Below are 18,482 nucleotides of genomic sequence, written 5' to 3' on the forward strand. Positions count from 1 at the left end.
CAGGTACATTACCCTCAGTCATCATGGAGTATCGGACCCATGCCCGACCCCACGACCGCTCCCCGCACCTCCCGCGTCCGCTCCTGGTGGGGATGGGGATGGGCCGACGCTCACCCCGACGACGCCGAGTGCACCGCCCTGGGCGCCCTGCTCCCCGGCACTCTCCCCCACCCGCTGCCGGCCCCGCGGACAGCCGACCTGAACATCGGACGCCCCGGCGCCGAGCCCCCGCAAAGCCTCGCCCACCTGGTCACCGCCGACCCCGGACCGCGCGCCGCCCACGCCATGGGCAAGGCTTATCGCGACGTCATCCGTGCCCTGCGCGGGCAGCCCGGCCGGATCCCCGACCTGGTCGCCCATCCGACCCGCGACCAGGACGTGGCCGACCTTCTGGAGTGGGCCGGCCAACACCACGTCGCCGTGGTCCCCTTCGGCGGCGGCTCCTCCGTCACCGGAGGTGTGGAGTACCGCGGAGACACCCACCACGCCGTCATGTCCCTCGACCTGACCGCCATGGACCGGGTCCTGGAGATCGACGCCGACAGCCGCTCCGCTCGCATCCAGGCCGGCACCTTCGGCCCCGCGCTGGAGGACCAACTGCGACCCCATGGCCTGACCCTGCGCCACTTCCCGCAGAGCTTCGAGTTCTCCACCCTCGGCGGCTGGCTCGCCACCCGGGCAGGCGGCCACTACGCCACCGGCCGCACCCACATCGACGACTTCACCCAGTCCCTGCGCGTGGTGACCCCCGCCGGTACCAGCACGTCCTGGCGACTGCCCGCCTCAGGCGCCGGGCCCTCTCCCGACCGGCTCTTCCTCGGTTCCGAAGGCGCCCTCGGCGTCATCACCGAGGCATGGGTGCGCCTGCAGGAACGCCCCCGCCACAGTGCTTCCGCTTCCCTCGCCTTCACCGACTTCCACGCCGCGCTGAACGGGGTACGCGCCATCGCCCAGTCCGATCTCGCCCCCGCCAACTGCCGCCTGCTCGACTCCGGCGAGGCAGCACTCGCCGGCGCCTCCCGGGACGGCTCCGCGGTACTCGTCCTCGGCTTCGAGTCCGCCACCGCACCCGTCCACGCTCGCCTCGCCCAGGCCCTCGACCTCGCCCGCGCGCACGGCGGACGGGGCGGTGAGTCCGCCGCCGAGGCAGGCGCCCCGGCCGACGCGGCCGTCGGTGCCTGGCGCTCCATCTTTCTGCGCATGCCCTACCTGCGCGACGGTCTGGCCAGGATGGGAGCCGTCGTCGAGACCTTCGAGACGGCTACCACCTGGAACCAGCTGCCCGCCCTCATCGACGCCATCCGCACCGAGGTCGGGACCGCCGCACGCGACATCACCGGCCACCCCGCAACCATCAACTGCCGCCTCACACACGTCTACCCCGACGGCGCCGCCCCCTACTTCACGGTCCTCGCCGCCGGCCGCCCCGGCGACGAAGTCGCCATCTGGGACCACCTCAAGACCGTCGCAAGTGACGTCCTCCACCGCCACCGCGCCACCATCACCCATCACCACGCCGTCGGCCGCGACCACCGCCCTGGTTACGACCGCCAGCGCCCGGAACCCTTCGCACTCGCTCTGCGCGCCGCCAAGCACGCCCTCGACCCCCACGGCATCCTCAACCCCGGCGTACTCGTCGACTGAGCCGGAGTGCGGAACCGGTGATGCGGTCGGTCATGGTGTTCAGGCGGGTACGGACAGGGCCGCACCGTAGCTGGACAGAGCCGCCTTGGCGTCGGCGAGTGCGAAGCGGGCGCCAAGGTGCCCGTCCGGGCGGACGAGGAAGCCGGTCGGGCCCTCAGGTCGGTACAACCGGGCGAACTCCCCGGCGGTGTCACGGTATCCGGGGACGGCCAGGGCTCCGGGATCGGTCGGTGCGGCTTCCCGGGCGAGGACGGCGATGGTCTGCAGGCCGGCCCCGGCGTCCGGGCCGTCGGGGGTGTCAGGGCTGCTGCCGGTCATCCGCAGCACCCCGGCAGCATCGGCGGCTTCGGCCAGGTCGGCCGCCTCGGCCGCGTACAGGACCAGCACGTGGCCCGTGCGGTCGCGCAGGATGTCGAGCAGGCGCAGCGGATAGGTGGCGATGGGGGTGGTCAGGCCGGCGCAGTCCGGGGCCCGGTCGCCGGGTTGGGGTGCGTTGGTCGGCCCGTACGGGCTGTCGGCGAGTGGGCCGTCCCGGTAGCCGACGAGCAGTTGGGCTTCGCGGAGCATGATGGTCTTCGGGTCGTCCGGGTCGGCCTCGATGCCGCGGGTGGCGTGCCGGACCGTCCGGCCGACGACCTCCTCGCCGACCGGGCGACGTTCGGCGTCGTAGCTGGTGAGCAGGGCCGGCCCGGCCTCCCCGCTGATGACGAGCGCGAGCTTCCAGGCCAGATTGCAGGCGTCCTGGATGCCGGTGTTCATGCCCTGGGCGCCGGTCGGTGGGTGGATGTGGGCGGCGTCGCCCGCGACGAAGACCCGGCCGTCGGCGTAGCGGTCCACGATCCGGTGGCTGATGCGGAAGACGGAGGACCATCGCATGGTGGAGAGGGTGGCCGGCCTGGGGGCCAAGCGGTCGACGACAGCCTGGACATGGGACAGCTCCGGGACCCGGCCGCCCTCCAGGCCGTGCGCTACGCCGGCTGTCCGCCCGGGCGCCGGGTCTGTCGCCTGGGCGGAGAGTTCGGGCGGGACCAGCATCGACATGCGGTAGCGTCCGGCGCCGGGCAGCGGGATACAGACCAGCAGGTCATCGGTGGCGCCGTCGTCGGTGTGGTGGAGGGAGCGCACGCCGTATCCGGGCGGAAGGTCCCAGTCCGCCTCGACGTCGGCCAGCATGTACTCCTCGGCGAAGGCGCCTCCCTCGAAGCCGAGCCCCAGTCCTTTGCGAACGGTGCTGTGCGCGCCGTCGCAGCCGATCAGATAGCGCGTACGGACCTCCTCGGCACCGCCGGACGCGGTCATCAGGCGGGCGGTGACTCCGCCCGCGTCCTGGGTGAACGAAAGCAACTCGGTGGAGCGCTCGATTGCCGTGCCCAGGCCCCTGACGTATTCCTCCAGCAGGCGCTCGGTCTCGTACTGCGGGAGCGCGGCGAATCCGTAGGGCACCTCGGGCGGCAGCGCGAGCTCGATCCGCGCCTGCTCCCGGCCGTTGACGTAGATCAGCTGGCCGTGCATCGGAACGGCGGCTTCCAGGACGGCGCGGACCAGGCCCATCCGGTCCCAGATCTCCAGGGTGCGCGTCTGGATGCCGACAGCCTTGGCATACGGGAGGCGGGCCGGCAGCCGGTCGATGAGACGGCAGCGCACCCCTTGGCGGCGGAGCTCGGCAGCCGCGCTCAGTCCCACGGGGCCGGCGCCCGCGATCAGTACGTCGATGGACCGGGTGTGCGACACGGGCGCCTCCTCGGCTTGTCCCCCCGTATCGCCCCTCTGCTCCATGGTCCCCCTCCGGGGCACGGGCGGCGAGCCGAGGCCCAGTTCATCCCCTGACTCCTGATCTGCCGGCCGACTGAGCGCCTCATGCCCACCCCCACCACCCACCACGGGCAGCGGCGGCGGGCTGCGCCATAGGAGACCGGCGTCAGGGCCTGTCCGGCGCATCGTGCCGGACAGGCCCTGGTCCCGGGAAGGGCTCAGCGCTTCAGCGTGAAGGTGAAGTCGCCGGAGAGCTTGCCGCTCAGCCGGACCGCCGAAACGAGACTCCCTTCCATGATCAGTCTCTCGACCTCGGCCCGCGAAAGCCCGCAACCTTCAGCGATCAGCCGCACCGGCCGGACCGGAATCCGCGCCGCGAAACGGACCGAGATGTCGATCACCTCTTGGTCCAGGTGATCCGATCCGCCGGTGTCGAGGCGCCAGGCATTGTCCCAGCCGAGGGCGATGCGATTACGGCGCCGCACGACCGGATCCTGGAGCAGCTCAGCTGCCAGGCCAGGGTCGTTGTCATGCAGCCGGTCCAGCAGCTCAGGTCGGACGGAGCGCACATTCACCCGCTCCAGGACCGTGAGCTTCGCCGTTTCCCCGCAAGCGGTACAGAGCACGAGGAGCCAGGCGTCGATGAGCTTGTGGTGTGCGTTGACGCGAAATTTACCGCTTGCCCGGAAGCACCCGGACGCGCACGCGTGGCAACGGCGGAGAACGAGCGGAAGGCAGGTGGGCGTGACCACCCAGTTCTTGAGCACAGAGGTACACCAGTCCTGGTGAGAAGTCCGCAGCAAAAAGGAGCGCGGCGCACATGCGCGACGCGCGACGATTCAGCACTTGGGAGGTCTCACACGGTGTACAACGGCACGTCCTTGCCCAGACGACTCGGTCCGGCAGCACGGTAGTGGCGCACAACGGCGCCGCTCCACTGGTTTTCGCGTGCCGGCCCCCGGGCGCCAGGGCGGTCTCCGCCATTCAGCTCTGCTGGACGTCCTTGACGAACACGAGACCGTCGCTGTCGGCCAGGTGGGCCGGGTCGAGCGGGGCGTAGCCGAACCAGGGGGACACGCGGGTCTCGGGCCGTGTGGTGCCGAGGGCGGTGGCCAGCCGCGGGGCGTCGATGACGCAGCGGTCTTCCGGGAGCGCGTACAGGAGTCCTTCGACGGTGTCCGGCGGCGGTGTGTCCACTCCCTGGTGCCGGATCGTGCCAAGGGCTGCGGCCACGAAGGCGTACTCCTTGCCGAGTTGGGCGCTCACCAGCGCACCGGCGCTCCACCACTCCACCGGCCCCTGCCACATCTGCATCGTGCTCTTCTCCCGCTGGAGATGGGAGTTGTGGGCGTGGACGAGTACCGGGCCCCGTTCGGCGAGGGCGAGGAGGTTGTGGGCCATCATCAAGTCCCGCAGCGCGCACAGCCGGGTCATGCGGGCCGGTGAAGTGTCGGCCATCGAGTGGTGGTAGCGCAGCAGGCCGGTCGCGGTGCGCCCGTACAGGCGAGCCCGGTCCCAGTCGTCCCGCGAGTTCGCCGTGATCAGGTGCGGCGTCCGCGCGTCGAGCAGCGCCACCAGATCGTCGGTGAGCAGCCGCAGTTGACCGGCCTCGGCCGACTGCCCCGTGGATCGGGACGGGTCCATCATCGCGGCGGGATCGGTCCACCGGTCGTCGGCACCCAGCAGGCGGTCGAGGGTGTCCGCGGTACAGGGGAGCAGGTCCGCTTCCACCCGGGCCGCGAGGTAGCCGTGGAGTGCGGTGAGGGCCTGCCGGGGGCTCGCGGCATGGGTGATCTCCAGCGGGCCGTCGAACCCGGCGAAGCGGAGCCGCTCAAACGCGGGCCGGCCGTCGGTCTCGGCGCGGACGTTGTAGGAGCGCATCCAGCGCACGAGCTCGCGGTTGGCCGCGAAGGTGCCCCAGCCGTGGCTGACTCCCTGCTCCATGACCTCGTCGAGAGTGCCCGTGCCCGAGGTGACGTAGTCGTCCACGACCAGTCCCATCATGCAGTCGCTCTCGATCGTGATCGTCCGGTAGCCCTCCTGCTCGACCAGCTGCTGGAAGAGCTCGTTGCGCAGGTCGAGCAGAGCATCCTGGCCGTGGGTGGGCTCGCCCAGGGCGAGCAGCCGAGGCCGGTCCTGGAGCAGCCTCATGACGGCGGCAGCCTCGACGGCATGGACGGTGTCCTTGATGTCAGTAGCCATGCCTTCAACGGTATCGTTGAACCTTCGGTTGAAACTTTCCCGCGATATCGTCAGCTTCATGCGGAGAAACCTTCAAAGTGGTGATCGGCTCAGGCCGGTCGATCTGGCGCGCGGGCACGGTCTGTCCACGCAGGCGGTCAGGAACTACGAGGAGGCCGGCATCCTGCCGGCCGCCGTTCGCACACCCCACGGCTACCGCACCTACACCCCGCTGCACGCCGGGGCCCTGCGCGCGTTCCTCGCCCTGGTGCCCGGCCACGGCCACCGGACGGCGGCGGCGATCCTGCGGGCCGTGAACCAGGGTGCGGTCGACGAGGCGTTGCGCCTCATCGACGAGAGCCACGCCCAACTGCTCGGCGACCGGCGGACGCTCCAGGCTGTGGAGAGCGCCCTCCGCGACCTGGAGCCCGGTTTGGGGTCCGAGCCCGGTGTCGGGTCCGAGCCCGGCGTGGAGTCCGAGCCGGCCGCGGTGTCCGGGCCCGGCGGCACCTTCATTGGGCCCACGTTCATCGGGCCGCTGGCGGACCAGCTCGGAATCCGGCCCGCGACGCTGCGCAAATGGGAGCGCGCCGAGCTGGTGCGCCCGCGCCGCGACCCACGGACCGGTTACCGCGTCTACGACGAGGCCGACGTTCGGGATGCCCGGCTGGCCCATCAGCTCAGGCGGGGCGGCTATCTGCTGGAGCAGATCGCCCCGCTGATCACCCAGGTGCGGGCGGCCGGCGGCCTGGAGCCGCTGGAGGCCGCACTGTGCGACTGGCACGGTCGACTCTCCGCCCGCGGACGGTCGATGCTGACCGGGGCGGCAGAGCTGGAGGCGTACCTCCGCGAGCGCGGATGAGACCTCGATCGCGAGCCGGCTTCGGCTGCCCGCGGCGGCCGGGCCGGCCGGGACCCAACTCGGTCTGCACGACGTGCTGGTGCGGATCTCATCACTGTGGGTTTTTTGCGGCATGACCCTGCTTGTGACCCGTCGCCACGTGGACTACGGGCGTGTCACCAGCACCGGTTGTCGCGCCGTGCGCTGACGCCACGCTCCCGGCGTCCGGCCGCCCTCTCCGGCCGCTGATCATCCCCCTTGTCTCCGCGCCTTCGGCGCGCTCTCCGCCTTCCTGCTGCTGCAGGGCGTGGAGACACTCAGCCTGCGCATCGAACGGCACTCGGCCAACGCCCAGGCGCTCGCCGAATGGCTGGAGCAGCGCGACGAGGTCGCCGCCGTCCACTACCCGGGCCTGCCGTCCAACCGGTGGTACGAGGCCGGGCAGCGCTATCTGCCGCGTGGTGCCGGCGCGGTCCTGGCCTTCGAACTGCGTGACGGCGTCGAGGCGGGCAGCGCCGGGTCACCGCCAGGACGCTGGTCGCCGCAGTCGACTCCGACCGTCTCTACCCACCCGCCCAGCAGGCCGAGTTGGCAGCCGGTATTCCTTCGGCCGACCGGCTGCGAATGGTCCACTCCCCCTACGGTCACGACGGCTTTCTCATCGAAACCGAGCAGGTCGCCGCGCTCGTACGCGAACTCACCACCTCATGACGATCTCTGGGTGGACCGGGGATCTCAGGCGTCCGCCTGCCTGATGCGTTCACGGACGGCCGCACGGTCGATGCCCAGCTGCTCCATCAGCTCTGCCGCGGGATCAGGCCGCTCACAGTCAAGGATCGCGAGCAGCAGGTGCTCCGGCGTGATGCGCCGGCTGCCGGCCTTCTTCACCTCGACGAGGGCGCGCGGGAGCACCGAGCGGGCACCGGAGGTGAAGGGGGTGCGCTTGCGTGAGACGGGGACCGGCGGCCTCTCGACGCCCTGGACGTCGATGCCGATCGCGGCCAGTGCCGACCGGTCGAGGACGTCGAGGGCGGTACGTGCGGCCTCCAGGTCGGTACCGAGGGATCGGACCGCGAGCGAGCCGGGCTCGTGGAGTACTCCCAGGAGGAGGTGCTCGGTGCCGATGCGGCGATCGCCGCGCAGCCTGGCTTCTTCCAGAGCGGACGTGACCGCCGCGCGGGCACCTGTTGCGAACTGTTCGAACACTGTCGTCTCACTTCCCGTGTTTGGCGTGCGCCGATTGCCGTGACACGCCGAGGGCATCCCCGATCTGTTCCCAGGACCATCCCTGCTCCCTGGCGCGGACCACCGCTGCCGTTTCGATCTGCTCGGCCAGTCGGTGCAGGGCGCCCACCGCCCGTAGCCCGACGGCGGGGTCGTGCGACCTGAGGCGTTCTGCGAGATCTCCTGCTTCCATGACTGTCAGTCTGGGCTGACAGCCATCATGTTGTCAACCCAGACTGACAGTCCGCCGATGCGTTACGACCCATTGACCGCGGGCTGTCAGGCCCCCAGCGGCCCGTCATGGGAAGGACCTCAGCGGCGTTGCCACTCCTCGGCCAGGAGCCGGTAGGAACGCACCCGGTCGGCGTGGTCGTGCGTGATGGTCGTGATGACCAGCTCGTCGGCGCCGGTGGCCTCCTGAAGTCGTTCGAGCTGGTCGGCCACATGTCCTGCGGTGCCGACGAACTGGGTGTCGACGCGGTCGGCCACCAAAGCCCGGTCCTCGTGGGTCCACACATGGGCGCGGGCCTGCTCGGGGGTGGGGAAGGCGATGGCGCCCTCGGCGGTGCGGATGCTGCGGACCCACGGACCGTAGCCGGCGGCGAGTTCACGGGCCGTCGCGTCGTCCTGGGCGACGACGACGTCGGCCGAGACGCTGACGTACGGCTTGTCGAGATCGTCGGAGGGCTGGAACGCGGCGCGGTACCCCTCGGTCGCCTCCAGGACGGTGGCCGGGCTGACGTGGTAGTTGGAGGCGAAACGCAAACCGTTGCGGCCGGCGACGTCGGCGCTCTGCCCGCCGCTGCTGCCCAGGATCCACACCTGCACGGCGGCGCCCTCGCCGGGCACGGCGTGCGCCTCGACGCCGTCGGCCGAGCGGTAAGTGCCGCGCAGCAGGGCGAGGATGTCGTCGATCTGCTCGCCGTAATCCTGCGCCTCGGCGTTCGGTTGGCGCAGCAGGCGCTGCTGGAGGGCGAACCGGGGTGAGCCGAGCAGGTGCTCGAAGGAGAACCGGGGTGGGATCCGCAGCCCGTTGGGAGTGTGTCCGTCGATGACCGGGGTCGCGGTCACGAGGGGTCCCACGGCCGGAACGGAGTCCGCGCTCGGACTGGGGGGACGTCCCCCGGAGCGGCCGAGGCCCAGGTCGAGCCGCCCGGGGTGCAGGGCGTCGATGAGGCCGAACTCCTCGACGGTGGACAGGGCGGTGCGGTGGCCCAGCAGGACCGCCCCGGAACCGATCCTGATCGTGGAGGTCGCGGAGGCGGTCAGGGCCAGCACGACAGCGGGAGAGGTCCCGGCGACGCCCGGGTTGAGATGGTGCTCGGCGACCCAGTAGCGGGTGTAGCCGAACCGCTCGGCCTGGCGGGCGAGGTCGATGCTGTTGTGCAGCGCGTCGGCCGCGGTGGAGCCGGACGGAACCGGGACGAGGTCGAGAACCCCGAGAGGGATGCCGGACATGATCGGGGTGCTCCTCAGAAGTCGGCGGGTCGGGGCGCGGCGAGGACCGGGGTCCAGGGGAACGGTGGGTCGGGGATGTCGCGCCGCAGTACGGGCGCGATGTCGGACTGGAAGAGTTCCAGCGAGGCCCGGTGCCGGGCGTCGCCGAGCCCGCTCGCGTCCGCCTGCAGATGGAGCACGCTGTGGCCGAACTGCTCGTGGTAGCGGTGCACCTTGTCGATCACCTGTTGGGGGCTGCCGATCAGCGCCGAGCTGCGCTCCACGAAGTCCTCCAGGGTCGCGAACACCGGCTCCAGACCCAGCCGCTTCTGGAAGGCCAGCTGTCCCTCGAAGACCGGCCGGTAGGCGGCGATCGCCTCCTGCGAGGTGCGTGCCGCGTAGTACCCGGCGGTACCGGCGCCGACCACCGCGTGGGCGGCGTCGTGGCCGTAGTGGGCCCGGCGCTCCCGGTAGTGGCGGACGAGTTCGGCGTAGGGCTCGATGGGGTTGGTGACATTGGCCGAGAACAGCGGGTCGCCGTAGCGGGCGGCGAGGTCGACGGACTCCCGGCTGGTGGCGCTGCCGTGCCAGACCCGCACCGGCTGCTGGTACGGCCTGGGCCACACCTCGGCGGCGGTGAGCTCCGGGCGGAAGCGCGGTTCTGCGGTCACCTTGTCCTCCCGCCAGATCCGGCGGAACAGCTCATAGCTCTCGGCGTTGCGCTCCCACTGGTCATCGGGAGTGACCTGGAACAGCTCGCGCTGGGCGGTGCCGTTGCCCTTCCCGATGATCAGGTCCAGGCGGGTCGGACAAGTGGTCCAAGGTCGCGTAGTCCTCGTAGGCGCGTACCGGGTCGAGCAGGCTGAGGGTGGTGACGGCGGTGAACAGCCGGATCCTGGAGGTGAGCGCGGCGATGTGACTGAGCACGACCGGTGGCGACGAGGAGATGAACGGCCGCTCGTGGCGTTCGCCGACGCCGAAGCCGTCGAACCCGGTCTCCTCGGCGAACACCGCGTTGTCGATCACCTCGCGGAAACGGTCGTGGGTCGGCTTCAGCACCCCGTTCACCGGGTCGGGGGCGTGCACGATGAGGGTGATGGCCAGGAACTTCACGACGCCACCCGCCCGGTGCCCGGCTCGGCGGCGGCGTCGGGGTGGGCCAGTCCCAGGTGGTCGCGCAGCGTGGTGCCCTCGTACGCGGTGCGGAAGACACCGCGCTCCTGCAGCAGCGGTACGACGGTGTCGGCGAAGCCGTCCAGACCGGTGGGGGTGATGTGCGGGACCAGGATGAAGCCGTCGGCGGCATCGGCCTGGACGAGGGTGTTGATGGACTCGGCGACGGTGGCCGGGGAGCCGACGAAGTTCTGCCGGCTGCCGGTCTCGATGACGAGGTCGCGGATCGACCAGTTGTTGGCCGCCGCGAGCTCACGCCACTGGCGGGCGGTGGCCAGCGGGTCACGGTACATCCGCACCTGCGCGCGGCCGCGGGCGATGGTGTGCTCACCGAGGTCCGGGTCGATGTCGGGCAGCGGGCCGTCCGGGTCGTAGCCGGACAGGTCGCGGTTCCAGACGAACTCCAGGTGCTTGAGCGCGGTCGCTCCGCTGACCTGCTGCCGGCGCACCTCGCGGGCCAGCTCCTGGGCCTCGGCGTCGGTGTCGCCGAGCACGAAGGTCGCGGCCGGCAGGATCAGCAGCTGCTCGGGGCGGCGCCCGTAGCGGGCGAGCCGGCGCTTGACGTCGGCGTGGAACTCCTGACCCTCCTTCAGGGTGCCGTACCGGCTGAAGATCGCGTCCGCGGTGGAGGCCGCGAACTCCCGGCCCTCCTCCGAGTCACCGGCCTGGAAGATCACCGGACGGCCCTGCGGACTGCGCGGGACATTGAACTGCCCGGCGATGTCGAAATGCTCTCCCTCATGGACGAAGGCCCCGGCGCGCGCGTCCTTCAGAAAGATGCCGGACTCCTGGTCGGCGACGATCTCCTCACCGTGCCAGGAGTCGAACAGCTCGATGGCGGTCGCGAGGAACTCCGTGGCGCGGGAGTACCGCTGGTCCTGCGGGAGGAAGCCGCCGCGGCGGAAGTTCTCGCCGGTGAACGCGTCCCAGGAGGTGACGACGTTCCAGGCGGCACGCCCGTCCGACAGATGATCGAGGCTGGCGAACTGGCGGGCCACCTCGTAGGGCTCGTTGAAGGTGGAGTTGATGGTGCCGGTCAGGCCCAGGCGCTCGGTCACCGCGGCCAGAGCGGACAGCACCGTGAAGGTGTCCGGCCGCCCGACCACGTCCAGGTCGTAGATCTGCCCGGCCTGTTCGCGCAGCCGCAGCCCTTCGGCGAGGAACAGGAAGTCGAACTTGGCGCGTTCGGCGGTCCGCGCGAAGTGCGCGAACGAGCTGAACTCGATGTGGCTGCCGGCCCGCGGGTCGCTCCACACGGTGGTGTTGTTGACACCGGGGAAGTGGGCCGCGAGATGGATCTGCTTCAGTGGCTTGCTCATGGTCGGACGGTCCTCCCGGCTCAGACGGTGGCGTAGCGGTTGGCGGGACGGGACAGCCCGAGCAGCCCGCGCAGGGTGTCGGCCTCGTACACCCGCCGGAAGGCGCCGCGGCGCTGGAGTTCGGGCACCAGGCCGCGGGTGATCGCCGGAAGGTCATGGCCGATGACGCCGGGACGCAACCGGAAGCCGGACAGTCCGGCCTGCTGCCACTGCAGGAGCAGGTCGGCGAGTTGCGCGGGGCTTCCCGTGAAGATCTTCGCGTCGCTGGTGTACGGGTAACCCGCCAGGTCGTCCAAGCGTGCCTTGCGGTCCGCCGCCGCTGCCGCGTCGTCGTCGAGAAAGACCACCAGGTCACCGAAGATGTGCAGGGGCTCGTCGGAGCGCCCTGCCGCGGCCTGGGCCGCGCGTATCTCGTCGGAGATGGCGCGGGCGTGGCCGGGGTCGTGCGGGGTGACGTAGCCGATGTCGGCGGAACGGCCCACCAGTTGGAAGGGGACGCTCTGGTGCGCCAGGGCGGTGACGACCGGCTGTCCCTGGGGCGGCCGGGGGGTGATCGAGGGTCCCTTGACGCTGAAGTGCCGGCCCTCGAAGTCGACATAGTGCAGTTTGTCGCGGTCGACGAAGCGCCCGGTGGAGGTGTCGCGGATCTCCGCGTCGTCCTCCCAGCTGTCCCACAGACGGCGGACGGCCTCGACGTGGTCGGCGGCCTCCTCGAAGAGCTCGGCGGTCAACTCCCGGACCTCCGGGGTGTCCAGGTCCTCGATGCGCAGAGGCGGGAACGTACGACGGCCGAAGTGGGCCGCCTCGCTCTGCCGTGCCGACACCTGGACCCGCAGGCCCGCACGGCCGGTGCTGACGTAGTCCAGGGTGGCGATCGCCTTGGAGATGTGGAACGGCTCGGTGTGGGTGGTGACGACGGTCGGCACCAGCCCGATGTGACGCGTCAGCGGTGCGACGCGGGCGGCGATGAGGACCGCGTCCAGCCGGCCGCGTACCTGATCGGTGCGATCGTCCGGCTCGGTGAAGCGCGACGACTGCAGCCCGAGGGCGTCCTCGAAGGTGACGAAGTCGAGCAGGCCGCGTTCCGCCTCGGTGACGAGGTCGGCCCAGTAGCCGGCGGTGAGCAGGTCGCGAGGCCTGGCCTGTGGTGCGCGCCAGGCGGCCGGGTGCCAGCCCGCGCCGTCCAGGGCTACGGCAAGATGCTGAGGTGAGGAAGGAAATGCGGGCACAACGATGTCTTCCTGATCGGCCGTACACGATCGCCGGGTCTGCTCGGCAGGGCCCGGCGCGGGGAACGCGTCAGGCGCAACAGAGCGCGCCGGCCACCCGCAGCAGGTCGATGTGGGACCGGGAGTACAGGTGCACGCAGCCACGCGGGACCAGGGGTTCGACGACGAACCGGCCGGATTCAGCCTGCATCGACGTCACCTCCACCCATCGTGTCCGCGGTCCACCAGAAAGTGCCGACCCGGGGGGCATGCCTGTACCCCCGTCGCCCACAACGCAGCCGCCACGCCACCTATTCCGCCCCATGCTCAGGCGTCCGTACGAGGTGGAATCACCCCCGGCCGCAGTGCGAGGGCACGGGCGATCGCCACCCGCTGCTGCTGGCCGCCGGACAACTGCCGCGGATGCGCACCGGTCTTGTCGGCCAGCCCCACCCGGTCGAGGAGGGTACGGGCCAGCGCCTGCGCCTCGGGCTTGCGCAGCAGGCCCGTCGCCACGGGCGCCGCTGCCACGTTGTCCAGCACGGTCAGGTGCGGGAAGAGGTTGAAGTTCTGGAAGACGAAGCCGATCCGGCTGCGCTGGGCGAGGATCGCGCGCTCGCTCAGCTCCTTGAGCCGTTCGCCCTGTCTGCGGACGCCGATCAGTTCGCCGTTGAGGCTGGCGTAGCCGACCTCCGGCTTCTCCAGGTGGTTGATCACCCGCAGCAGGGTGAACTCGCCGGAGCCGGACGGCCCGAGGATCACCGTGACCTCTCCTGGCCGCACCGTCAGGTCCACGCCGTCCAGCACCCGGTGGTCGCCACCGTCTGGTACGTGATCCTCACCAGCGTGGTGTCCGTCGTCCAGTACCGGTCCATGAGACGGAGCCTCGGCCTTCTTGACTCCGTCACAGGGCGCAACCACACTGTTGAGGACGGTAACGATAGTCAGCGCCCATCTCGCGGGGTTCCTGCCCCAGTGGGTCATCGGCCCCGGCCCGCTGACAGGCAACCCTTCTCCGCGACGGGGTGCCCTGGGTGATGACCGGGTCCTGCCGGGGTGGCGGGACAAGCGTGGTCTCGTGTCTCACGAGCCCCGATGATGGGACCGGTGGAGATGCCGCGCACTGGCAGTGGGACGGGGAAGGCGAGCGCCCGTCGGCCGCTCCTGACCCGACGTCTCCACATCGACCTGTTGCGGGTCTGCAGCGCGACCGGCAGCCCGGCGGTCTGACCGGGACAGCTCCTGAGGGGCTCCCGTAGGCGCACATCACCGGGCCAGGCGTCGTCCGCACACCCAGACACCGGGCTCTCCAGGCGTCCTGCCACCGACGCCGCTTCGGCACACCCAGGCTGCTTCCCTGCCCGCATTGGAGAGCCATGCCCGAGACAGCTCTGCCCAGCCCGCTCACCTCACGCCCGGCCACCGTCCGCGATCTCCGACCCGCCGTGTCCGACCCCCAGGTCACCCTGGCCGCCCGCGCGTCGCACTTCGGCAGCCGTATCGGCGTCGACCTCGCCGGCGGGTTCTATCCGGCGCCCCTCCGCTACAACGTGTACCTAGCGCCGGGCTGTCCGCGGTCCCTGCGGGTGTCGATCACCCTGGACCTGCTCGCCCTCACGGACTCGGTCACCATCACCCCCGTCCCCCGGTCGGCCGGCACCCCCGACCCCCTCGTGGCACTGCGCAGCGCCTACGAGGCCACCCGGCACCACTACGACGGTCCACTCACCGTGCCCGCGCTGTCCGACCGCTGGAGCGGACGCATCGTCAGCGATCAGACCCCCGACATCCTCCGCGACCTCGTCGACCTCGCCGACCACCTCACCGAGCACGGCCGGGACGGCCTGCCCCGCCTGCGCCCGCCGGCCCTCGTCGCGGACATCGAGACCATCCGGCAACTCCTTGACGAGGACATCGCCGAAGCCGCCCAACGGGCCGGTGCGGCCCCGGCATCGCACCGCCGAGGGGAGGCGCTGGAAACCCTGCTCGCGGCACTGGACCTTCTCGACCGCCAACTGGCCACCGGGCCCTATGCGCTGGGCGACGAACTGACCGCCGCGGACGTGGACCTCTGGGTGACCCTCGTACACCTCGACCTCGTCGGCCGTCTCCACCTGGACGCCGACGCGGTACACGCCATCGCCCGGCACGACCGCCTGTGGGCCTACGTGCGACGCCTGCACGGCCACCCGGCCTTCCGCGACAACCTCCGCACGGACCGGATGGCCCGTCTGCACCGCCGCACCTGCCGTGGCCCAGAATCATCAGGCGCCGCGATCGAGCTCCCCGGAGTCCTGCGGATCAGCTGAGCGTTGTCGGCGCAACGGCGAGGTCAGTCCCGGTACCCGTAGTCCCGTTCGGACTGCCGGTAGCGCTCCACCAGGATCGCGTCCATCGGCGCGGTCTGCGGTCCGAAGAACTTGCCGAACTTCTCACGGTACTTCTCGAACCATTGCGCCCGCTCGGACAGGAAGAAGATGTCGTGCAGGGCGATGGAGCGAATCGCGAGGACGGGTACGGGTGCCTTGCTCACAGCGAACCGCGGATTCCTTGCTGCCCTCACATCGCAGTTCTCGTGGAACTGACCGACCATGAGGCCCTGCGCCACGTAGTCGTCCTTGACGCGTTCCTGCGCCTTGTCGAGAAGCTCGGTGTCCTCGCTGTGGAGATCGGGAAGGACGACCACCATGGCGCGCAGCATGGGATTCCGTCCCTGCCAGGAGGTCAGCAGGTACTCGTGCAGGCTGCTCCGTACGATCTCCTCCACCAGGTCGGGGGTCGGCGAGTGCCCGACCAGGCGGATACGGATCTCCATGGTTCTGTTCTTGCGAGAGGGGGCCACGAAAGGGCAGATGGGGCCCATTCGGCCGATCTCCGGATGGTTCGTCGCAATGTAGTCGGTCAGCCATAAGTCGACCGATTCGAGCGCGGACTCGATATCGACGACGGATCCCGTGGAGTTCATGGTGTTCCCGTCAGATCCGACACGCGATCGACCGCGATGCGCGCGAGACGACGGATCTCGGACTCGTCCGGGACTCGGGTGTTCACCAGCGAAAGGATGTCGTCCTTCATCACGATGACCCAGGACGTCTCGATACGGAAGTGCTCGACGGTGGACAGCCATCGCACCATGAAGCTGCCGTCTCCGACGGAGATCGGTTCCTGGCCGACTTTCGTGATGTCCAGCTGGACGCCGTCGTTCAGTTCCATCCGGTAGTGCGTGCAGTCGCGTACTGCGGCGGAGATCTCCTCGAACACCTGCCGGCAGGCCTGGTTGCCGAACCGCGTGACGTTGTGGAATATCACCGAGCCCACGACGTTCGTGAACAGTGCGGAGGCATGCTGTGTCGCCTCCGGATGCGTGCCGTGCGTCAGCATGTTCGTCAGGTCGACAATGGCGCGCCCCGACTCGTCACCGGAAACGAAGCTGGGGTCGTAGGCGGCGCTCGGTTCCTCGCCGAAGAACGACTCTTCGAGGTCCTCTTCTCTCAGGAGCAGTGTCTGGAAGGCGGTGTCGTCCATCGCGTTCTCCTATCGGCGTACGAGGCTGAGGGGGCGTATGTCGGTCCAGTGCTCCTCGACGTAGTCGAGGCAGGACTGGCGGTCGGTCTCGGCGAGGGCGACCGTCCAGCCCGCGGGCACTTCGGCGAAGGCGGGCCACAGCGAGTGCTGGCCCTCGTTGTTGACGAGTACGAGGTAGCTGCCGTCAGGGTTCTCGAAGGGGTTGGCCATCGTTTCTCCCTACAGAAAGTGGTCAGATTCGGGTGGCTGCGCATGCTTCATGCCCGCGCCGGCATTGCCGGGCGGTGGGGTTCGTCATCTCTCTTCGACGACCCTCATCACGTACTTGTGAATCCCGTTGATCGAGGTGAACAGCTCCATGTCCTCGAACTGCGGGTCTATGACGACACCGTGCTTCTCCTCCAGCACATGTTGGAGGACGAGCAGGGTGAGCGAGTCGATCACCAGTTCGGCATCGTCGGGAAACTCGTCCGGGGGCCCGAGCCCGGCATTCTCGGACAGGATCACTCTGATGTCACTCTTTGAGATCATGCTGTGTCCCATGGCTTGGAAGACGCCTCCGACGTGACGTGCTCGTGCATCAGTGCGCGGTTGCGGGTCAACTTGCCCATCGAGTTCCGGGGCAGCTGCCGCGTGACGAAGAACCGCCTGGGGATTTTGGCCGCGCTCAACCGTTCCCGGCACCAGACGGTGAGTTCGTCCGCGGTGACCGCCTCATGGGCTCCGACGAACGCTTCGATGGCCTCCGCATGGGTCACCACGGCATCGGTCACCCGGGGATGGCTCAGCAGGGCCGCCTCCACTTCTGTGAGGTCGACCTTCAACCCGCCGACGATGACGAGCGAGTCGGTCCGGCCGAGCATGGTCAGCACCCCGGTCGTCGGGTCCTGGTGAAATCGGTCGAAGGTCCGCAGCCAGCCGTCCGTGAAGCGGTCGGCATACTCCCCGTAGAGGTACGGCGAGCGGTCCATCCGGACGTGGAGCTCCTCGTCGACGACTTTCACCTCGGCCCCCGGCACCGGTGGCCCCAGCTGTGGGGGCAGGCACGTCCCGGAGAGGTCACCAGCGATCAGCCCGATCTCGGTCAGGCCGTAGACCTGGCTGATCGGCAGGCCGAAGCGCTCACCGAACTGCTCGTAGGTCTCGTGCGGAACCCGCTCACCGCCCGAGACGGCCAGCCGCAGCGAGGGCAGGTCCAGCGGATCCCTTGTGCGCACCAGGAGTTCGTAGTGGGCGGGTGTCCCGTACACGGCGGAGATCTCGGCGGCTGACATCAGCCGCACCACCTCGGTGGGGCGGAGCGTCGGGGGGACGACCAGCGTCGCCCCGGACACCAGCGCATGCAGCACCCCACTGACCAGACCCATGTTGTGCATGACGGAGTTCAGCAGCAGAACCCGGTCGCCCTTGCCAGGAACCCCGGGGAGTGCGGCGTGCCGGTCGAGCTCGGCCAGCACGGAGTCGGCCGGGCGGCCGATGACCTTCGGCCTGCCCGTCGAACCCGAGCTGAACTGCACCAGGCGGATGTCGTCGTCGGCCGGCCGCCCGTTCGACAGCCGCCGGACCGAGAATGCGGACTCCTGACGGAATCCGGCCACCGGCCCATCAGCCCCGGCCGCCGCAACCAGGTACTGCGGACGCACCAGCTCCACCAGCGGCTCGTATTCGGCCGGTCTCAGCCGAAAATCGACCAGAATGACTTGCGCCCCGCGGCTCCACAGAGCCAGCAGTACCTGCAGATACGTGAAACTCGGCTTCATGCGCAGTAGAACGGAGCTGCCGTGGGCAATACCGTGCTCCCGGAAATCTCCTGCAAGGCCACCGACCGCTGCCCGGAGTTCGCCACGGGTGACGGGAGCACGGGAAACCGCCCACAGCTCGTCGTCGGCCCCTCGACCCAACAGGTGTTCTCCCCACCATGCATCCGCCATAAACGCATCCTTACGAGAAAACCGGCCCGTGCAATATTCGCTCCGGCATTTGATGACGGTGAAGTTAGCACCGCCGAGAAACGCCGAGCAAGCACGCCACCAACGCACCCGGACCGCCTCGGAAGGAGCCGGCATTCGACGCGATGCGCCGCTGGAGGACCCTGCGCGTGAGGTGACCGGCGTGGCAGTCGAAGCCGTTCGCACTCCTCTCACCAGCGAGTCCTCGGCAGCGCACACCTGCGGGGAT

Annotated in this window: 17 protein-coding genes, 4 pseudogenes and 1 riboswitch; of the genes and pseudogenes, 5 read left to right on the forward strand and 16 right to left on the reverse strand. The window is 69.9% G+C overall.

What is annotated here, in order from left to right; all coding sequences use genetic code 11:
* Nucleotides 1-39 precede the first annotated feature (39 nt).
* Complete coding sequence (locus C8250_RS02170) at nt 40-1,644, forward strand: FAD-binding oxidoreductase (protein ID WP_138351845.1); 1,605 nt, start codon at nt 40-42, stop codon at nt 1,642-1,644.
* A 39-nt stretch (nt 1,645-1,683) separates the two neighbouring features.
* On the opposite strand, the gene C8250_RS02175 is transcribed toward C8250_RS02170, so the two are convergent.
* The 3 genes from C8250_RS02175 to C8250_RS02185 all read right to left on the reverse strand — a co-directional run bounded on the left by C8250_RS02175 (nt 1,684) and on the right by C8250_RS02185 (nt 5,598).
* Complete coding sequence (locus C8250_RS02175) at nt 1,684-3,375, reverse strand: FAD-dependent monooxygenase (protein ID WP_244808944.1); 1,692 nt, start codon at nt 3,373-3,375, stop codon at nt 1,684-1,686.
* Nucleotides 3,376-3,614: 239 nt separating this feature from the next.
* Nucleotides 3,615-4,163, reverse strand: a complete 549-nt coding sequence (locus tag C8250_RS02180) for a DUF1062 domain-containing protein (protein ID WP_138351847.1) — start codon at nt 4,161-4,163, stop codon at nt 3,615-3,617.
* Nucleotides 4,164-4,380: 217 nt separating this feature from the next.
* Nucleotides 4,381-5,598, reverse strand: a complete 1,218-nt coding sequence (locus tag C8250_RS02185) for an erythromycin esterase family protein (RefSeq protein WP_138351848.1) — start codon at nt 5,596-5,598, stop codon at nt 4,381-4,383.
* A gap of 58 nt (nt 5,599-5,656) precedes the next feature.
* On the opposite strand from C8250_RS02185, the gene C8250_RS02190 reads away from it, so the two are divergent.
* From C8250_RS02190 to C8250_RS43240, 3 genes and pseudogenes are all read left to right on the forward strand, one after another.
* A complete protein-coding gene (locus tag C8250_RS02190; RefSeq protein WP_138351849.1) occupies nt 5,657-6,439 on the forward strand; it encodes a TioE family transcriptional regulator in 783 nt (260 codons plus the stop codon).
* A gap of 262 nt (nt 6,440-6,701) precedes the next feature.
* A pseudogene (locus C8250_RS02195) lies at nt 6,702-6,929 on the forward strand (PLP-dependent transferase); the annotation flags it as partial.
* Between the two features lie 5 nt (nt 6,930-6,934).
* A pseudogene (locus C8250_RS43240) lies at nt 6,935-7,129 on the forward strand (homoserine O-acetyltransferase); the annotation flags it as partial.
* Between the two features lie 24 nt (nt 7,130-7,153).
* Here the strand turns inward: C8250_RS43240 and C8250_RS02200 are convergent.
* From C8250_RS02200 to C8250_RS02230, 8 genes and pseudogenes are all read right to left on the reverse strand, one after another.
* Nucleotides 7,154-7,624, reverse strand: coding sequence for a Clp protease N-terminal domain-containing protein (locus C8250_RS02200; protein WP_138351850.1), 471 nt, complete (start codon nt 7,622-7,624; stop codon nt 7,154-7,156).
* 7 nt (nt 7,625-7,631) lie between these two features.
* On the reverse strand, nt 7,632-7,835 hold the full coding sequence (locus C8250_RS02205) for a helix-turn-helix domain-containing protein (RefSeq protein ID WP_138351851.1): 204 nt from the start codon (nt 7,833-7,835) through the stop codon (nt 7,632-7,634).
* Between the two features lie 119 nt (nt 7,836-7,954).
* Nucleotides 7,955-9,100 carry an LLM class flavin-dependent oxidoreductase gene (locus C8250_RS02210; RefSeq protein WP_138351852.1) on the reverse strand — a complete coding sequence of 382 codons (1,146 nt, stop codon included), beginning with the start codon at nt 9,098-9,100 and terminating at the stop codon, nt 7,955-7,957.
* A gap of 14 nt (nt 9,101-9,114) precedes the next feature.
* Nucleotides 9,115-10,192 (reverse strand): annotated as a pseudogene (locus C8250_RS02215) (LLM class flavin-dependent oxidoreductase).
* The gene (locus C8250_RS02220; RefSeq protein ID WP_138351853.1) at nt 10,189-11,571 is read right to left on the reverse strand and encodes an NtaA/DmoA family FMN-dependent monooxygenase; all 1,383 of its coding nucleotides are present in this window, start codon (nt 11,569-11,571) and stop codon (nt 10,189-10,191) included. The pseudogene C8250_RS02215 and the gene C8250_RS02220 overlap by 4 nt, the downstream one beginning before the upstream one ends.
* 20 nt (nt 11,572-11,591) lie before the next feature.
* On the reverse strand, nt 11,592-12,800 hold the full coding sequence (locus C8250_RS02225) for an LLM class flavin-dependent oxidoreductase (protein ID WP_138351854.1): 1,209 nt from the start codon (nt 12,798-12,800) through the stop codon (nt 11,592-11,594).
* 70 nt (nt 12,801-12,870) lie between these two features.
* The gene (locus C8250_RS44685) at nt 12,871-12,990 is read right to left on the reverse strand and encodes a putative leader peptide (RefSeq protein WP_331284126.1); all 120 of its coding nucleotides are present in this window, start codon (nt 12,988-12,990) and stop codon (nt 12,871-12,873) included.
* A gap of 137 nt (nt 12,991-13,127) precedes the next feature.
* Nucleotides 13,128-13,643 (reverse strand): annotated as a pseudogene (locus C8250_RS02230) (ATP-binding cassette domain-containing protein); the annotation flags it as partial.
* 99 nt (nt 13,644-13,742) lie between these two features.
* A riboswitch (SAM riboswitch) is annotated at nt 13,743-13,856 on the forward strand.
* Nucleotides 13,857-14,155: 299 nt separating this feature from the next.
* Here C8250_RS02230 and C8250_RS02235 point away from each other — a divergent pair.
* A complete protein-coding gene (locus C8250_RS02235) occupies nt 14,156-15,088 on the forward strand; it encodes a glutathione S-transferase C-terminal domain-containing protein (RefSeq protein ID WP_138351855.1) in 933 nt (310 codons plus the stop codon).
* Nucleotides 15,089-15,111: 23 nt separating this feature from the next.
* Here C8250_RS02235 and C8250_RS02240 read toward each other — a convergent pair whose 3' ends face one another.
* The 5 genes from C8250_RS02240 to C8250_RS02260 all read right to left on the reverse strand — a co-directional run bounded on the left by C8250_RS02240 (nt 15,112) and on the right by C8250_RS02260 (nt 18,472).
* Nucleotides 15,112-15,744: a DUF6875 domain-containing protein gene (locus C8250_RS02240; RefSeq protein WP_331284125.1), complete on the reverse strand. Its 633-nt coding sequence runs from the start codon at nt 15,742-15,744 to the stop codon at nt 15,112-15,114.
* Nucleotides 15,741-16,304 (reverse strand): hypothetical protein, encoded by a 564-nt coding sequence (locus tag C8250_RS02245; RefSeq protein ID WP_138351857.1) that lies wholly within the window; start codon nt 16,302-16,304, stop codon nt 15,741-15,743. Before C8250_RS02245 ends, C8250_RS02240 begins: the two co-directional genes overlap by 4 nt.
* A gap of 9 nt (nt 16,305-16,313) precedes the next feature.
* Nucleotides 16,314-16,514 (reverse strand): MbtH family protein, encoded by a 201-nt coding sequence (locus C8250_RS02250; RefSeq protein ID WP_138351858.1) that lies wholly within the window; start codon nt 16,512-16,514, stop codon nt 16,314-16,316.
* An 84-nt stretch (nt 16,515-16,598) separates the two neighbouring features.
* Nucleotides 16,599-16,835 carry a hypothetical protein gene (locus tag C8250_RS02255; protein WP_138351859.1) on the reverse strand — a complete coding sequence of 79 codons (237 nt, stop codon included), beginning with the start codon at nt 16,833-16,835 and terminating at the stop codon, nt 16,599-16,601.
* A complete protein-coding gene (locus C8250_RS02260) occupies nt 16,832-18,472 on the reverse strand; it encodes a fatty acid--CoA ligase family protein (RefSeq protein ID WP_274599391.1) in 1,641 nt (546 codons plus the stop codon). The genes C8250_RS02255 and C8250_RS02260 overlap by 4 nt, the downstream gene beginning before the upstream one ends.
* Nucleotides 18,473-18,482: the final 10 nt, after the last annotated feature.

The sequence above is a fragment of the Streptomyces sp. So13.3 genome, from assembly GCF_005860785.2.
In the GTDB taxonomy this organism is placed as follows: Bacteria; Actinomycetota; Actinomycetes; order Streptomycetales; family Streptomycetaceae; genus Actinacidiphila; species Actinacidiphila fildesensis.

Excerpts from the sequence above, each read along its gene's own strand:
- C8250_RS02170 (WP_138351845.1), top strand. The coding sequence starts at position 40 with ATGCCCGACCCCACGACCGCTCCCCGCACCTCCCGCGTCCGCTCCTGG.
- C8250_RS02185 (WP_138351848.1), bottom strand. The coding sequence starts at position 5,598 with ATGGCTACTGACATCAAGGACACCGTCCATGCCGTCGAGGCTGCCGCC.
- C8250_RS02190 (WP_138351849.1), top strand. The coding sequence starts at position 5,657 with ATGCGGAGAAACCTTCAAAGTGGTGATCGGCTCAGGCCGGTCGATCTG.
- C8250_RS02205 (WP_138351851.1), bottom strand. The coding sequence starts at position 7,835 with ATGGAAGCAGGAGATCTCGCAGAACGCCTCAGGTCGCACGACCCCGCC.
- C8250_RS02210 (WP_138351852.1), bottom strand. The coding sequence starts at position 9,100 with ATGTCCGGCATCCCTCTCGGGGTTCTCGACCTCGTCCCGGTTCCGTCC.
- C8250_RS02220 (WP_138351853.1), bottom strand. The coding sequence starts at position 11,571 with ATGAGCAAGCCACTGAAGCAGATCCATCTCGCGGCCCACTTCCCCGGT.
- C8250_RS44685 (WP_331284126.1), bottom strand. The coding sequence starts at position 12,990 with ATGCAGGCTGAATCCGGCCGGTTCGTCGTCGAACCCCTGGTCCCGCGT.
- C8250_RS02235 (WP_138351855.1), top strand. The coding sequence starts at position 14,156 with ATGCCCGAGACAGCTCTGCCCAGCCCGCTCACCTCACGCCCGGCCACC.
- C8250_RS02240 (WP_331284125.1), bottom strand. The coding sequence starts at position 15,744 with ATGAACTCCACGGGATCCGTCGTCGATATCGAGTCCGCGCTCGAATCG.
- C8250_RS02245 (WP_138351857.1), bottom strand. The coding sequence starts at position 16,304 with ATGGACGACACCGCCTTCCAGACACTGCTCCTGAGAGAAGAGGACCTC.
- C8250_RS02250 (WP_138351858.1), bottom strand. The coding sequence starts at position 16,514 with ATGGCCAACCCCTTCGAGAACCCTGACGGCAGCTACCTCGTACTCGTC.
- C8250_RS02255 (WP_138351859.1), bottom strand. The coding sequence starts at position 16,835 with ATGATCTCAAAGAGTGACATCAGAGTGATCCTGTCCGAGAATGCCGGG.